Source organism: Winogradskyella maritima, assembly GCF_042650215.1.
Classification (GTDB): Bacteria; Bacteroidota; Bacteroidia; order Flavobacteriales; family Flavobacteriaceae; genus Winogradskyella; species Winogradskyella maritima.
Map to the genome: position 1 here is coordinate 1,220,184 of NZ_JBHSAT010000004.1, position 15,358 is coordinate 1,235,541.

The following is a 15,358-nucleotide window of genomic DNA, read 5'->3' on the forward strand; positions in this document are numbered from 1 at the left end:
TGTGTTATGAATTCATTAAAGGCAAGTCAGCAAAGCCTCACAACAAGGCTTTTGCTAACTCAACTGATTAATAGCACTTTAAAGTTATTTTAAGTTTGGTGAAGCGTGCTTTATTTTTAGTGAACAAGCACTTTTTTTTAGTGGATCTATCTTGGGTAGTGTAGACTTAACACTAAAGTATTTAATGGTTCTCAACTTAATGTCATTAAAATATAAAGCCTCTGGTACCGTGACCAGAGGCTTTCTCTATAATAAGGGTGACGTAAATGTGCTCAGAGAGAAACATCTACATCAAAGACATCCCTTACATCTTTAATAACTTTAAAGCCATAGTACCCTAAGGCTAGCAAAGCTTCACTTCCCATCATTAAGATAGGATTGACATTTCCGATAATTGAAGCTGACAATTGACCTACCAAAACACTCGAGTTCAATACTAGTAACGAAAGTATGACTGTTGACGTTTTCATGATTATTAAATTTTTTGATTAATAGCTTTCTAAAGCTATATAAAGGTTGGTCAGATCAATATTTTTTTTAGTGTAAAGCATTAAAAATTAAGTGAATGAAGATTTAATTACTCATTTTGAAATAGGCAAGGACACTATTTTTGTTCGAAGAACTTAAAGGTATCTTATGCTTGGCAACCATGACTGTAGATTTGTCAATACTTTCAATATGCTGCATATTTACCCAAAAAGACCGATGTGTTTTAATAAACTTGGTAGAATCTAAATCTTCAGACATATACTTTAAGGTGTGTGGTACCAAATAACTTTCAAATGCAGTAACCACATAACAATAATTATCAAAGGCTTTTAGATATAGGATGCTATCTTGGTTTAAACGCCTAAGCTTTCCGTTAGATTTAAATATGAGATAGTTCTTTTTTTGCGTAGTGTGTGTGTGCCAAGCTAATTCAATATTACTTCTAAGTCCATTCTCCGTAAATGGCTTTACAATATAGCCTAAGGGGTTGGTTTGTTTTACTCGTGTGATGGTGTTAGGATCTGTTTGCGATGTGAGATATAAGTAAGGTTGCTGACGCTTATCCAATTCAAATGCTAAGTCTATACCGTCTTTATGCCCATCGAGTTGTATATCTATAAGAACTAAGTCCGGATCAAGTATGTTGATCTCTTTTAATGCTGTAGCTGTATCTTCAGCATCACCAACGATTTTGTGGCCTTGCTTTAGTAGCGCTGTTTCTATAGTAGAAACGATTAGCGGTTCGTCTTCAACAATATATATACTTATAGTATGCATTTACAGTTTAAGATAAGAGCAGTACACCCAGGGTCATGTTTTTTTTAGTGAATGCCTCTGTTTTTTTAGTGACTAGGTGACTATTGTATATCTATTGATACTCAGGACGGCCATTGTTCCTTCGCCAGGATTAGAATTGTAATTTAATGTTGCCTTCAATTTTTTGGATAGGGCTTTCATTAACTTTATACCAAAGGAACTTGATTTTACTTCTGATTTAAGTCCCACGCCATTATCCCCAACAGATAGTACTAATTGGTCATTTTGTTTATTAAAATTCACTCTTAGATTATTAGCTTCAGATACCGTTTTAAAGGCATGTTTTAATGTGTTTATAATAAGTTCGTTTAAAATAAGACCTATGGGGGTTATGGTTTCTACATCTAAAATAATGGGTTCTATATTTAAATTATAACTTATATTTCTATCAATGGTTTGATGGCTCTCAAAAATATCTTTAACCAAGTCGTTGAAATAGTCTTTAGTATTTATACCAACCAACTCATCTCTGTTGTAGAGTTTTTGATGTATAAGAACCATTGAACGAACTCTGTTTTGAGCTTCTTTGATTGCGAGTTTAGCTTCTTGATCTTCAATTGTTTCTGCCTGTAGATATAACAAGCTAGATACTATTTGAAAACTATTTTTTACCCGATGATGCACCTCTTTAAGCAGTGTGTTTTTTTCATCCAAAGTGCTTTCTAATAGAGCTTTTTGAGAATTTAGTTTTTTGTTTTTAGATGTAATTTTAAAAGCAAAATAACCAATTAGAAAGGTGAATAATAATCCAAAGATAGCTAGAGTAGCATATTGACGAGATCTTAGAGTTTGAGCTTTATTTTCTGAATCTAGTAGTTCTATCTGCGCTTGCTTTTTCTCACTGTCAAACTGCACGTTAAGTTCGGCAACTTTGTTAATAGTTTCTTGGTCTCTAATTTTATTTTGAACCAACATATAGTCATCTAATGCACGAACTGCATCTTTATAATTGTTGATTTTTAAGTAAGACTTATAAAGTGAATTATGACTAATTAGCTTACTGAATATATTAACATCATCCTTATTATAGTTTAATGAAGTTTTAAAATAATCAATTGCCTCATCATATCTATTTAGAGCCATTAACCCTTGACCAATTTGATTAGCCAATTGAATTTTATAAAAGTCGTAAGCGAGATAATCGTCTCCTTCAAGTATACTTTTAAGCTCCTTAATATAAGTCGCTGTATCCTCAAACTCTAGCATTGAAGCATAGGAGACATGTTTTTCAGGTATTTTAGTTACATCTTTCTTAATTAGATATTCCTGAAACTTTTGGCTATAATACGCATGTTTCTCAAAGTTTTTTCTGTTTTTAAAGTGATAAACAACAATTGAGAAGTTGTAGGTCATTTTCTTCGAAGGATTTTTTAAAACCACTTCAGCTATTTTTTCCATGTAGGCGTCCTCTTCCTCAGGGTCATCTAAAGTATTGGCAATTATCGCTCTTTGATAAAACACCCTTGCCATTTTATGTCTTAGTCTTTCATTTTTAACAATAATCTTTTCTGAGCGATTTATATAGTATAGTGCGGAATCAGTATTACTTAAGTTGGTATATATGTTCGCCCTTAACTGAAACACCTCGTAAGAAATTATATCAGATTTTAGTTCTCTGGCAATTTTAATGCCCTCATCACTAAACAGCAATGCTTTTTGTGGTTGTCCAACTCTTAAAAAAGTACTTAATTGGTGTTGATAGAAGTAGAATAAAAGCGAATCATTTTTGCTGATTTTTGGTTTTAAATAGTCAAATTTTTCTTGCGCGCTTTCAAAAGGTTCAAGAGAGATTTGCCAAAGCAAACGGTTAATACCGGAGTAATTTTCAGTAAGACCTAACGCCAAAGTGCTGTCTATTTGCTTATAGCTTTTGGTGTTTTGTTCAGTTTGTGAATAACTCAGTCCGCAACATATAATGATCAAAAGCGTAACTAAATTTCTGGAATTACTCATGTATTATATTAATCTTAAGAGACTAAGTTATACTTTTTTATAATTAAAGTAGCCGTGGTGCCACTGTATTTATTTATAGTATAGTCTAAGGTTGCTTTCAGTTTTTTGGATAGTGCTTTCATAAGTCTAATACCGAAAGAAGACTCTTTAATTTCAGAAACAAAGCCTTTACCATTATCGGCAACAATTAGCTGTAAGCCCTCTTGTTCTTTATTAAAATTAACTATTAATTTGCTTTGCTCGGAGACCTCAACAAAAGCATGTTTGAGAGTATTAATAATAAGTTCGTTTAAAATTAGGCCAATAGGGGTGATGGTTTCAACGTCTAAAACCATGGGTTCTATATCTAATTGGTATTCGATTTTTTTGTCTGTAAACTGGTGGCTCTCAAAAATATCAGAAACTAAATCATGAAAATAGTCTCTAGTGTTAATGCCTACTAATTCATCTTTATTATATAATTTTTGATGAATTAGAACCATAGAACGGACCCTGTTTTCGGCCTCTTTAATTGCAATTTTAGCCTCCTTGTCTTCAACACTTTCCGACTGTAGATACAAAAGGCTAGATACAATTTGAAAGCTATTTTTTACACGATGATGTACTTCTTTGAGCAATACGTTCTTTTCATCTAAAGTTGCTTCTAACAATTTCTTTTGACGGTCCAATATTTTGTTTTTCTGCCTGTTCTTATAACCAAAATAGCCTAACAAACTGGCAAATAATAGACCAGCTATAGCTAAGATTATGTAAGTTCGTTTTTGCTGTTGTGCTTTTTCATTTTCTGCACTGATCAGTTTTAATTGGGCATCTTTTTTTTCGGTTTCGTATTTCTGAAGGGCGTCTGAAAGGTTTCTGTCCTTTTCCACAGTGAATATAGAATCTTTTAGCTTTTGATGGACAAATGACAGTTCAAGTCCTTCTTTGTAATTGCCGTTGATTTTATAGGCATTAATTAAATCAGGCATCATATCAAATACTTCATCAGAAAATCCATTGGCTTCAAATTTAGAGTAGGCTTGCTTCATGAGTCGAAGGCCTTCAGATTTTTTATTTTTTATAATGGAAGAGTGACCTAGCCATTTCAATGCGGTTGCATAGCTAAATACATCTGAAACGGTATCTAATTTAGTGACCACATCGGCGTATATGGTTGAAGCTTTTTCGTATTGCTCTAAATCGTTGTAAATATTAGCCAAGCCCATAGAGATGAGGTTGATGTATTGTTGGTGTGACGTTTCTGAAATTTCTGAAACTGCATTTTCCATATATTTTTTTGCAAGTTCCAACTCCCCTCTTCTCTTATAAATATTTGCAATGCTATTAAGAGCTATTGCGCTCCTTCTTTTATCACCTATAGATTTACTAATACTTTGAGATCTTTTAAAATATTTGAGTGATAGAGAATCATTGCCACTATTTTCGTAGGCCGCACCTATACCGTTTAAAGTGGAACTATACCTAGAGGAGTCTTTAATCTGCTCAAAATAATCTGAAGCTTTAAAATAATTTGTAAGTGCTTTTTCAAAGTTGCTCTGAACTACATTGGCATTTCCAATATAAAAATGGGCGATGGCAGTTTGTTGAGAATCTTTAATCTTTTTAGCATATTCTAGATATTTCTCTGTAAAACCCTCAGACATTTTTGGATCACTATAATAAGTGGCGCGTCTCAATTGATTATAGGTTTGCATTTTTAGAGTATCATCTTCTGTTTTATAAATGATATTTTGTAATGAATCAATCAAAGCTACATTTTGAGAATAGCCGATCGTGTTTAAAGTAATTATTAGAAATAGAGAGGTCGTAATTGTCTTGCGCATATTTTAAACTCTTTATGATTATTACTATTGATAATATGCAAGTATAAATGATGTATTAAATTAATATTTAATACTTTAATCCTATAACAAAGTCCATAAACGGAATATAATTAAGACTAAAAACACTTATAAAAAAACCTCACCGCTAATAGGGGTGAGGTTCTTTTGATACAGGTAGTAAAAATATTACGCTCTTAAAGGCTGATTCAGTATCAAATCGATATACTGATTTACCTTATCTTTTAAATGTTGTCTGTGCGTAATAAAATCCAAGAAACCGTGCTCTAGCAAAAACTCTGAGGTTTGGAAGCCTTCTGGTAACTCTTGACCCGTGGTATCTCTTACAACTCGTGGACCAGCAAAACCAATTAAAGCACCAGGTTCAGAAATATTGATGTCACCAAGCATTGCAAAAGAAGCTGTAGTACCTCCTGTTGTGGGATCTGTACATAAGGAAATATAAGGAATGCCAGCATCTGCCAATTGCGCTAACTTTGCCGAAGTCTTTGCCAATTGCATTAAAGACAAAGCGGCCTCCATCATACGTGCACCACCAGACTTACTGATGATCATAAACGGAATATTATGCTTTAGCGAATAATCCGCTGCTCTGGCAATTTTTTCGCCGACTACCGACCCCATAGAACCACCAATGAATTTAAAATCCATACAGGCAATGACTAAATCATTCCCTTTAGATTTTCCCACTGCTGTGCGTACGGCATCTTTTAATCCGGTTTTAGCCTGGGCCGCTTTTAATCGATCTGGGTATTTTTTGGTGTCTTCAAACTTAAGCGGATCCTTAGATGATAGTTTGGCATCTAATTCTTCAAATTTGTTGTCGTCAAATAATATTTCAAAGTATTCCTTGCTTCCAATTCTTACGTGATAACCATCTTCTGGGCTTACATAAAAATTCTTTTCAAGCTCTTTGGTATCGATTATTTTTCCTGTTGGAGACTTATACCAAAGGCCTTTGGGTGTGTCTTTTTTTTCTTCAGTTGAGGTCTGAATACCCTTATCTTTTCTCTTAAACCAAGCCATATGGATGTCGATTTAGATTCCTGATTGTGGAACAGCAAAATTACCGCCGTTCACATTCCAATCGTAATTTTTAGTTAGTTTTAACTGCAAATGTAAAACATTATAAAATAACCCAAAGGCTAAATCTTATAATGTGTCGACGTTATTGAGGTCTTCAAAAGCCTTTTTCAATCGCTCTACAAAAGCATCTTCGCCCTTACGCAACCAAACGCGTGGGTCATAGTACTTTTTGTTAGGCACATCATCCCCGTCCGGATTTCCAATCTGTGTCTGTAGATAATCTTTTTTATCTTGAATATAATCCCTGACTCCACTCAAGAAGGCGTATTGCATGTCTGTGTCAATATTCATTTTTATGACACCATAGCCAATTGCTTCACGGATTTCTTCAACCGTTGAGCCAGATCCTCCATGAAATACGAAATCGATGTGGTTGTGCTCTACATTATATTTTTCAGAGATGTGTTCTTGTGAGTTCTTCAAGATTTTCGGCGTTAATTTTACATTACCAGGTCTATAAACGCCATGAACATTTCCGAAAGCTGCCGCAATGGTAAACTGGTCGCTTACCTTACTCAATTCTTCGTAGGCATAAGCAACTTCTTCGGGTTGGGTGTATAATTTTGAAGCATCGACATCACTATTGTCTACACCGTCTTCCTCACCACCAGTAATCCCCAATTCAATCTCTAAAGTCATGCCCATTTTGCTCATACGCTCGAGATATGTTTTGCAGATTTCGATGTTTTCTTCCAACGGCTCTTCAGATAAGTCAATCATGTGTGAACTGTATAACGACTTTCCTGTTTCTTTAAAGTGAGCTTCGCTGGCATCTAACAAGCCATCAATCCAAGGTAGTAGTTTTTTTGCACAATGATCCGTATGAAGAATCACAGGGACCCCATAAGCTTCGGCCATTTGGTGCACGTGCTTTGCTCCGGCGATAGAACCGGCAATTGCCGCTTTTTGATTCTCATTGCTCAAGCCCTTGCCAGCGTTAAATTGCGCTCCACCGTTTGAAAATTGGATTATCACTGGTGCATTCAGCGCTTTAGCTGTTTCTAAAACGCCATTGATAGTATTGGATCCTATAACATTAACAGCAGGAAGTGCATAGCCATTAGCTTTTGCATGAATAAAAATTGCTTGTACTTCGTGACCCGTGGCAACGCCAGGTTTTATAGAGTGACTCATAGTTTTGTTCGTTAGTTTTTGAATTTCAAAAATACACAAAATTTGAAGATTCTTTACGAGAAATCTCTTTTGAAAGCCTGTAAAATCACAAAATTGTTTTAGGTATGATCAAGTGTAGAGCCCTTTAGAAAGGATAGTTGATGCCTATATTAAAAACTGCATTCTGAAAGTTATATTCCTTAAACCATCGCTCGCCCAAAGGGCGCTCAGGGTTATAGGTTTTAAAACCGATATCGCCTCTAATAACGAAATATGTGAAGTCATAACGCAACCCAAAACCACTACCCACAGCAATATCGCGTAGGGATTTTAATCCTCCAAAGACTGATGGTTCGTCATCGACATTATCAAAAACATTCCAAATATTTCCAGCATCCACAAAAATGGCCCCATTAAATTGCCCAAAGATGTTAAAACGTTGCTCAACACTAAAATGTAATTTAAGATTGGCCTCGCTGAACTCATTGATCGTTGACGAACTTCCTGGCCCCAAATTGTAAGCCGTCCAAGCACGGTTATCATTAGGGCCTCCTCCGAAAAAACTTTCAGCAAACGGAATACTGTTGGAATTGCCAAAAGGAATGGCTATACCGAAATAACTTCTTGTAGCCAAGACGCTCTTTCTGCCCATTTCAAAATATTTTATATAGTCCAATTCCGTTTTAAAATATTGTGAAAAAGCAACGCCCAAAATTTCGTAGCGCCCTTCGTCATCTTTTTCAGCTCCAGTAAAACTTGAAATGCCCGAAAGAAGATTACCGGCTAATTCAACATGCCATTTAAACGTAGAGAAGTTATTGTCAAAAATACCTTCGCGTTTATCAAGACGATAATCGAAACTACTGGATACGATTAAGTTGTTCTCCGTTAATCGGTCTTTACGTTGGTCAATATTATTTACCGTGATAAAATCTTGGTCTGTGCTAGTCAAACTGGTGTTGCCATTTAAGACATCAGAAATAAAATCATTGGCGGGTTGAAATCTCGGTTCTGTGGATTCTGGAGGATTTTGAAGTTCTTCATCCGGACCTATCTCACCGATGTTTTGCGCAATAGCATTTAATCGGTTAAATGAATTTCGGTATACCCCAAAATAATTTCCGACATTAAGATTTCTAACATACTGAATATTGAATAATTCCAACCCATTATAGACTTTATCACTAGGATTCCATTGATAAGCAAAGACACTGGATAGTGTTTGTTTGTCCAAACCAATATTTTGCTGACTGGTCGCCGAGATATTGATTTTAGTGGTAGGCGACATATATTTAGGTACTATATTATCTACATCAAAAGGCAAATAAAACCTAGGAATAGTCAATCCGATGGTACCACCAAATTCATTAATGTCAAAAAATGGGTCGTTTTCATCCCGGTTGTCTTTTGAAGCACCGATGGAACCAAGCGCCGAAATATCCAAGGTTTCTGCACCTCTAAATACATTTCTGATTTTTAAACCTGTGCTAAAGGCAAAACCAACAGTTTGAATATTACTTTGAGACACATCAAAAGAAACACCTAAACTGTACTTTTTTCTTGGTGACAAATAAATATTAGCAGTCAATGTAGTGTCTTGAGGGTTTTCAACATATTCCACACTCGGAAAGTTGAACATCTGTAACTGATTTATAAATCGAGACGTCCGTGTTCTGTCTATATCGCGATATAAATCACCTTTATGAATAAAAACCGCATCCGTTAGAGCCTTTGGACGAAACTTCATCTCATCAAAACTATACAGATTATAGTCGTTAAACGATATGGAATCCGTTATTTCACTGTCGACCTGATTTTCATACGTGTAATCCGTAAAAATATTGACGTCCTTTATCTTATACATTTTAAAGGGCTCACGTATGGTCGTATCTTGATTTCTAATCCTGCGATTGTCAATAATTAAGTCGGTCTTAAATTTTTTATTACGTCCAACGGTATCTAGCTCAAAGCTCACATATTCTTGCCCAAAATGGTACACACCGTTATTTCGCATAACCCTATTAATTCGGGTGCGTTCAGCTTCAAAATCGGCTTCATCATATTGTTTGCCTATTTTAATATTTGAATCTGCCTTGTTGGCATTGTATAAGGAATCTATTATGGGCGTTTCAATAAACGTTTCTAAGGAGTCCATTTTATAACCTGCATTTCGTGTAACAGTGTAGGTCACTTGTGCCTTCTTATTGGAGTCGCGTTTTATCTCATAATCCACTTCATTATTGAAGAAACCGCGCTGAAAATAGTAAGCCCGCAATCTATTTGAAGATTTTTCAGTCTTTGTATCGTCAACAATGACGGGTGCTTCACCTGTTCGTTTTAACCAGGCGTTAAAGTTTTTTCGACTTTGCATTTCACGTTCAAACTGTTTTTCGGAGAGCAGATTTATTTTTCGTTTTACTTTCGCCGAGTCGCTGTAGACTTTTTCTTGAAGGATGGAATCGATATTTGGACGTGCCAAATTGTAAATATGAAGACGAAGCGGAAAATTACCAATAGGTAAAAAGGTATTGTTTGGCTTTTGAACAGGAATGTTATTCACTCGCTCCTTGTTGCTCACCTTGCCATCAACGACAATTTTGTTTTCTGTCAACAGATGTTGCCCATCTTTAACTCGCTTTACGGTATTGCAGGATTGAAGCACAGAAAAAAGTGCGATTAAAAAACAGAACAAACCAGCATTAAAACTGCGATGTCTAAACCAGTAAGTGCATTGAAGACGCTTCAAATCTGTTCTATCCTAAAATTTATAATGTAAAACTAACGCAAAAATTAGTCCAAAAAAGATTTATTTTGTGAACTTAGTTGGCCTAAACAAAAGTAAAGACATTTTAGTGTTATCAAAGAACCAGATAAAATTAATTAAGCGCTTATCTCAAAAAAAATATAGAGATGAAGACGGTCTTTTTGTGGTGGAAGGTGTTAAGGGAATTGAAGAGTTTTTATCTTCAGACTTCGACTTAAAACATTTGTACACTACAGATACACGATTTGATGTTGATACCTCTCTTCAATCCGAAATTTCTACGGCAGACCTCAAAAAAATTAGTCAATTAAAATCGCCAAACAAGGCATTGGCGGTTTTTGAAAAACCGAAGCCAAAACCAATAGACGATTCAAAATTAATTGTGGCCTTAGATGATGTGCGCGACCCCGGAAATCTCGGTACCATCATTCGCCTATGCGATTGGTTTGGCGTGCAAGATTTGGTCTGTAGCTTGGAGACTGTGGATTGCTATAATCCAAAAGTTGTTCAAGCATCTATGGGTTCACTGACTCGAGTAAATATCTCTTATATAAATCTGAAGGAATTTTTAGAGCAGTCTCAGGCCGAAACTATCGGTACATTTTTGGATAGTCCTTCAATTTATGAGTCAGAATTGTCTTCAAACGCAGGGATTCTTGTTATGGGTAATGAGGCCAATGGTATTTCTGAAGGGGTTTCAAACTTAATATCTAAGCGCATTACCATTCCGCAATACGGCAACAAAAAAGCAACGGAAAGCTTAAATGTAGCAACTGCGACTTCAATATGTTTGGCCGAGATAAAAAGACGAATTACCTAAAGGTAAAGTTGATAAATATCCCGCGAGTCTTACCGCTTCGGATGTTGCCGGTCCACGGACTGTTAGGGTCTAAGTCACGGATAATTTCGTCGTTAAAGGCGAAAACCCCTCTAATGGACGGCGTAAATTTGAAGTAAAGCAGGTATAAATCAATACCAAAACCAACCTCGTAGTAATAGGTGTTGTTGGTCATTCTAAACTGCCCTGCCGAGTTGTCGTCTGGGTTTTCTTCGTTACTGGATAAGTTTAAAGAAGTAGAGACCCCACCAACAATAAATGGTCTAAAATTGTTGATACGATTAGTGGAAAACTTCATCAACAGCGGAAAGTGAATGTAAGTGGATTGCACCTCGCGAAGCAAGTCATTATCGTTGAATTCCTGCCCATCAAAATAACTTTCGTCATAACGAATGTTACGCTTGGCAAAGTATACGCCAGGTTCAAAACGTAGATTGAGGTGGTCGTTTAAACGTAAATCCCCTGTAAGTCCTAATTGAAATCCTGTGCTTTTATCAACCAAGATGTCTTCGAGATTTTGCTCATATTCAAACTTAAAATCGTATGAGTTCAACCCAATAAAGTAACCCCAGGACAGGACTTTTTTGTCCATATTCTCAAGATTTATCAATTTCTTTTTGGTAAAAAGCTGAGCGGTACTCACTTGAATGCTGAAAAAAACAGCGAAAATGACTAAGATGTGCTTCATTTCTATGCTTTTGAGGCGGTATATATGGTTGCCACGCCAAATGTTTGCGGGTGGTCTTCGACATTAATAAACCCAATTTGTCTAATAATATTGTTTAGCGCTTCCCCAAATGGGAATTTTGAAGCCGATTCGCTAAGGTATTTGTAAGCACTTCGGTCTTTAGAAAATACCTTGCCGATAGTAGGTAAAATGTATTTTGAATAAAAAGAATAGCCTTGTTTATAAACAGGTTTTGTTGGAACAGACGTTTCCAGAATCACAAAGAGACCTCCAGGTTTCAGTATGCGTAGAATTTCTTCAAGACCTTTTTCTAGGTTCATAAAATTACGAACTCCAAAAGCTACAGTGATGGCATCGAAGGTGTTGTCGGCAAATGGCATGTCTTCGGAATCACCAACAACCATTTCAATTTTATCGGATAGGTTTTTGGCCTTTATTTTTTCCTCACCAACCTCAAGCATGCCAGGACTGATATCCAACCCAATGATTTTCTCTGCACTGGTATCTGCCATACTTATCGCTAAATCACCTGTACCGGTAGCAATATCCAATATCTGTTTGGGATTGGTTTTTCTAACAATATCCACCACACGGTTACGCCATTTAATATCTATACCAAAGGAAATAACTCGGTTTAAACCATCATATTCCTTAGAAATGGTGTCAAACATTTTAGTGACCTGTTCCTTTTTGTTGAGGTCACTGTCTTTGTATGGTTTTACTTTTTCAGACATTGAAAATTTTAGGCAAATATAAGTTTTTGAATGCTGTAAATGAAGGTGCAAGATTATAATTATATTGATTTTTGATTCAATCAAACCTTCAAAATATCCGTATATTTGTATGTTTTTCTCAAACAACAAGAATGAAGATTATTATCGCGGGTGCTGGAGAAGTGGGATTTCATTTGGCTAAACTTTTGTCCTATGAATCTCAGGAAATCACACTGATTGATACCAAAAAGGAAGGTCTTAATTACGCTAGTGAACATTTAGATATCAGGGTTTTGCGTGGGGATTCTACGTCAATTTCCACCCTTAGGGAAGCACTAATAGAAAGCGCAGAATTGTTTATAGCGGTTACCTCTACCGAAGCTACAAATATTACGGCTTGTGTCTTGGCCAAACAGCTAGGAGCAAAGCGAACTGTAGCACGTATTTCAAATACAGAATTTATAGAAAATAAGGAAGTTGTTGGTTTTTCAAAATTTGGAATTGATGAATTGATTTCACCAGAATCATTGGCGGCTTCGGAAATAGAATTACTGCTCAACCAATACGGATTTAACGATTCTTTTGAGTTTGAGGATGGCGCACTCACTATGCTGGCTTTACGCTTGTCCCGTACCGCCGATTTTGTTGGTAAAACCGTGCAAGAAGCGGCAGAATTTTATCCGGAATTACATTTTATTCCTATTGCTATTCAGCGTTATGGAACGCAATACACCATCATTCCTCGTGGTGATACGTATTTTAAGGAAGGTGACAAAGTAGTATTTATGACCTCAAAAGGGGGTGATGAGGAATTGTTCGATTTATCAGGTAAGGTAAAAGTGGACATTAAGAATGTTATGATTCTTGGTGGCAGTAAGATTGGCTACAAAACAGCACGAGACCTTTGCGATAGTAAATTTAATGTGAAAATTGTTGAGAGTAGGCGAGAGATTGCTGAAGATTTAGCTGATGACCTACCTGACGCTTTGGTCATTTGTGGTGATGGAAGAAATGTTGAAATATTAGATGAAGAAAATATAGCCGATACAGACGCCTTCATAGCAGTTACCGGTAATTCTGAAACCAACATCATGTCTTGCCTCTTGGCAAAATCTAAGGGAGTTAAAAAGACAATAGCCTTAGTTGAAAATATGGATTATTATCAATTATCACAGTCCATAGGTATTGATACCCTAATCAATAAAAAACTCTTGGCCGCCAACAGTATTTTTAGATACATCCGTAAAGGTGAAGTTGTGGCCATGACTAAAGTTACTAACATGAATGCGGAGCTTTTGGAATTTGTAGTAAAGAAAGATTCAAAAATTTCCAATAAAAAAATCAAGGATCTCGATTTTCCGCGTTCTGCCATTTTCGGCGGAATTATTAGAAATGGAGAGGGCATTATTCCTCTTGGCGATTTTAAAGTAGAATCTGGTGACCGAGTCGTAGTATGTTGCTTGCCTAGATCCATTTCAGAGGTAGAACAATTCTTTGCCTAGCTCATGTCTGCAATGAAACTCAACTATAAAATTATATTCCATTTTTTTGGATTGTTGTTGTTATGCAATGGCGGTTTTATGTTGATCGCAACACTTATTAGTCTTATTTACAGCGATGGCGTTACCATGCGCTTGCTGGTTTCTGGATTAACCATTTTGCTTCTTGGTGCATTGCTTATGGTATTTACCAGAAAGCACCGAAAGGAAATGAATAAGCGAGAAGGTTATATCGTTGTTGCTTTCGGTTGGATTGTGATGTCACTTTCTGGGTCTTTGCCATATTTGGTTACCGAAGCAATTCCTTCATTTACAAATGCTTTTTTTGAAACGATGTCTGGGTACACCACAACAGGCGCCAGTATTTTAAACGATATTGAAATTTTACCAGAAGGTATATTGTTTTGGCGAAGTACCACGCACTGGATTGGCGGCATGGGAATCATCGTATTGGCCATTGCAATTCTGCCATTGTTGGGGATTGGAGGGATGCAACTTTTTGCAGCCGAAGCACCTGGCCCTGGAGGCGATAAATTACATCCAAGAATCACGGATACCGCAAAACGACTTTGGTTGATTTATGTGGGGTATACTGCAGCTGAGACACTATTATTGAAACTCGCTGGGATGTCCTTTTTTGATGCTATAAATCATGCATTGAGTACATTGTCTACTGGTGGTTTTTCGACTAAAAATGCAAGTGTTGCGCATTGGAATGACAATCCTGCAATACAATACATCATCATCTTTTTTATGTTTGTGGCGGGAACCAACTTCGTTTTGAGTTATTTCGCGTTTAAAGGTCGTGTTCAGAAAATTATAAGAGACGAAGAGTTTAAACTCTATGCTAAGTTTATATTGGCATTCACGATTGTCGCTTCAATCATCGTTTATTTTAGAGCAGATTTTGCAGCATCTACGGTCAATCATCCTATGGTTTTTGGTGAGTTGGAAGCTTCCATTCGGCATGTCTTGTTTCAAGTATTGGCTATAGTCACAACAACAGGTTTTGCTACAGCAGATTACACGGCATGGACACCATTTTTAACGGTTTTCTTCTTTGGGTTGATGTTCTTGGGTGGATCAGCAGGAAGTACGTCTGGTGGCGTTAAAGTGGTTCGCCATTTGGTGATGATTAAAAATGGCTTTATGGAATTTAAACGCGCCTTACATCCCAACGCTATATTGCCAGTACGTTATAACAATAAATCGGTTTCTGGTGATATTGTCTTTAATATTTTGGGATTCTTCATTTTATACATGCTTTCGTTCATTATTGGTGCTTTGGTTTTTTCTATGTTTCAAATCGATTTTGAATCGAGTATTGGTTTGGCAGCTTCGAGTTTGGGTAACGTTGGGCCTGCAATAGGAGATTTTGGACCGATGGATAATTATGCAGCTCTGCCGGATGGAGGTAAATGGTGGGCGACTTTTTTAATGCTTATTGGTCGATTGGAACTTTTCACGGTACTTATTCTTTTAACACCTTTTTTCTGGCGAAACCGTTAAGTGTTTGTAGAAATTTAAAAATTTTTCAATTATCGAAAGTCTAGAATCT

Annotated in this window: 12 protein-coding genes; 3 read left to right on the forward strand and 9 right to left on the reverse strand. The window is 36.3% G+C overall.

Annotation, left to right across the window (positions count from 1 at the left end):
- Positions 1 to 272: 272 nt before the first annotated feature.
- The 7 genes from ACFOSX_RS06555 to tamL all read right to left on the reverse strand — a co-directional run bounded on the left by ACFOSX_RS06555 (position 273) and on the right by tamL (position 10,044).
- A complete protein-coding gene (locus ACFOSX_RS06555; RefSeq protein ID WP_386098221.1) occupies positions 273 to 470 on the reverse strand; it encodes a hypothetical protein in 198 nt (65 codons plus the stop codon).
- A 103-nt stretch (positions 471 to 573) separates the two neighbouring features.
- On the reverse strand, positions 574 to 1,266 hold the full coding sequence (locus tag ACFOSX_RS06560) for a LytR/AlgR family response regulator transcription factor (protein ID WP_386098223.1): 693 nt from the start codon (positions 1,264 to 1,266) through the stop codon (positions 574 to 576).
- 72 nt (positions 1,267 to 1,338) lie between these two features.
- Positions 1,339 to 3,258 carry a histidine kinase dimerization/phosphoacceptor domain -containing protein gene (locus ACFOSX_RS06565; protein WP_386098225.1) on the reverse strand — a complete coding sequence of 640 codons (1,920 nt, stop codon included), beginning with the start codon at positions 3,256 to 3,258 and terminating at the stop codon, positions 1,339 to 1,341.
- 14 nt (positions 3,259 to 3,272) lie between these two features.
- Complete coding sequence (locus ACFOSX_RS06570) at positions 3,273 to 5,006, reverse strand: tetratricopeptide repeat-containing sensor histidine kinase (protein ID WP_386098227.1); 1,734 nt, start codon at positions 5,004 to 5,006, stop codon at positions 3,273 to 3,275.
- Between the two features lie 261 nt (positions 5,007 to 5,267).
- On the reverse strand, positions 5,268 to 6,125 hold the full coding sequence (gene accD, locus ACFOSX_RS06575; RefSeq protein ID WP_386098229.1) for an acetyl-CoA carboxylase, carboxyltransferase subunit beta: 858 nt from the start codon (positions 6,123 to 6,125) through the stop codon (positions 5,268 to 5,270).
- A 126-nt stretch (positions 6,126 to 6,251) separates the two neighbouring features.
- Positions 6,252 to 7,319 (reverse strand): class II fructose-bisphosphate aldolase, encoded by a 1,068-nt coding sequence (fbaA, locus tag ACFOSX_RS06580; protein WP_386098231.1) that lies wholly within the window; start codon positions 7,317 to 7,319, stop codon positions 6,252 to 6,254.
- 124 nt (positions 7,320 to 7,443) lie between these two features.
- A complete protein-coding gene (gene tamL, locus ACFOSX_RS06585) occupies positions 7,444 to 10,044 on the reverse strand; it encodes a translocation and assembly module lipoprotein TamL (RefSeq protein ID WP_386098233.1) in 2,601 nt (866 codons plus the stop codon).
- 106 nt (positions 10,045 to 10,150) lie between these two features.
- On the opposite strand from tamL, the gene ACFOSX_RS06590 reads away from it, so the two are divergent.
- Positions 10,151 to 10,882, forward strand: a complete 732-nt coding sequence (locus ACFOSX_RS06590; protein WP_386098235.1) for a TrmH family RNA methyltransferase — start codon at positions 10,151 to 10,153, stop codon at positions 10,880 to 10,882.
- Here the strand turns inward: ACFOSX_RS06590 and porT are convergent.
- Together porT and ubiE are read right to left on the reverse strand one after the other, a co-directional pair.
- A complete protein-coding gene (gene porT / locus ACFOSX_RS06595) occupies positions 10,875 to 11,588 on the reverse strand; it encodes a type IX secretion/gliding motility protein PorT/SprT (RefSeq protein WP_386098237.1) in 714 nt (237 codons plus the stop codon). The genes ACFOSX_RS06590 and porT overlap by 8 nt on opposite strands.
- A gap of 2 nt (positions 11,589 to 11,590) precedes the next feature.
- A complete protein-coding gene (ubiE, locus tag ACFOSX_RS06600; protein WP_386098239.1) occupies positions 11,591 to 12,322 on the reverse strand; it encodes a bifunctional demethylmenaquinone methyltransferase/2-methoxy-6-polyprenyl-1,4-benzoquinol methylase UbiE in 732 nt (243 codons plus the stop codon).
- A gap of 131 nt (positions 12,323 to 12,453) precedes the next feature.
- On the opposite strand from ubiE, the gene trkA reads away from it, so the two are divergent.
- Positions 12,454 to 13,803, forward strand: a complete 1,350-nt coding sequence (gene trkA, locus ACFOSX_RS06605; protein WP_386098241.1) for a Trk system potassium transporter TrkA — start codon at positions 12,454 to 12,456, stop codon at positions 13,801 to 13,803.
- A 12-nt stretch (positions 13,804 to 13,815) separates the two neighbouring features.
- Entirely contained in the window at positions 13,816 to 15,309 is a 1,494-nt protein-coding gene (locus ACFOSX_RS06610; RefSeq protein ID WP_386098243.1) for a TrkH family potassium uptake protein, read from the forward strand.
- The last annotated feature ends 49 nt before the right edge of the window (positions 15,310 to 15,358 follow it).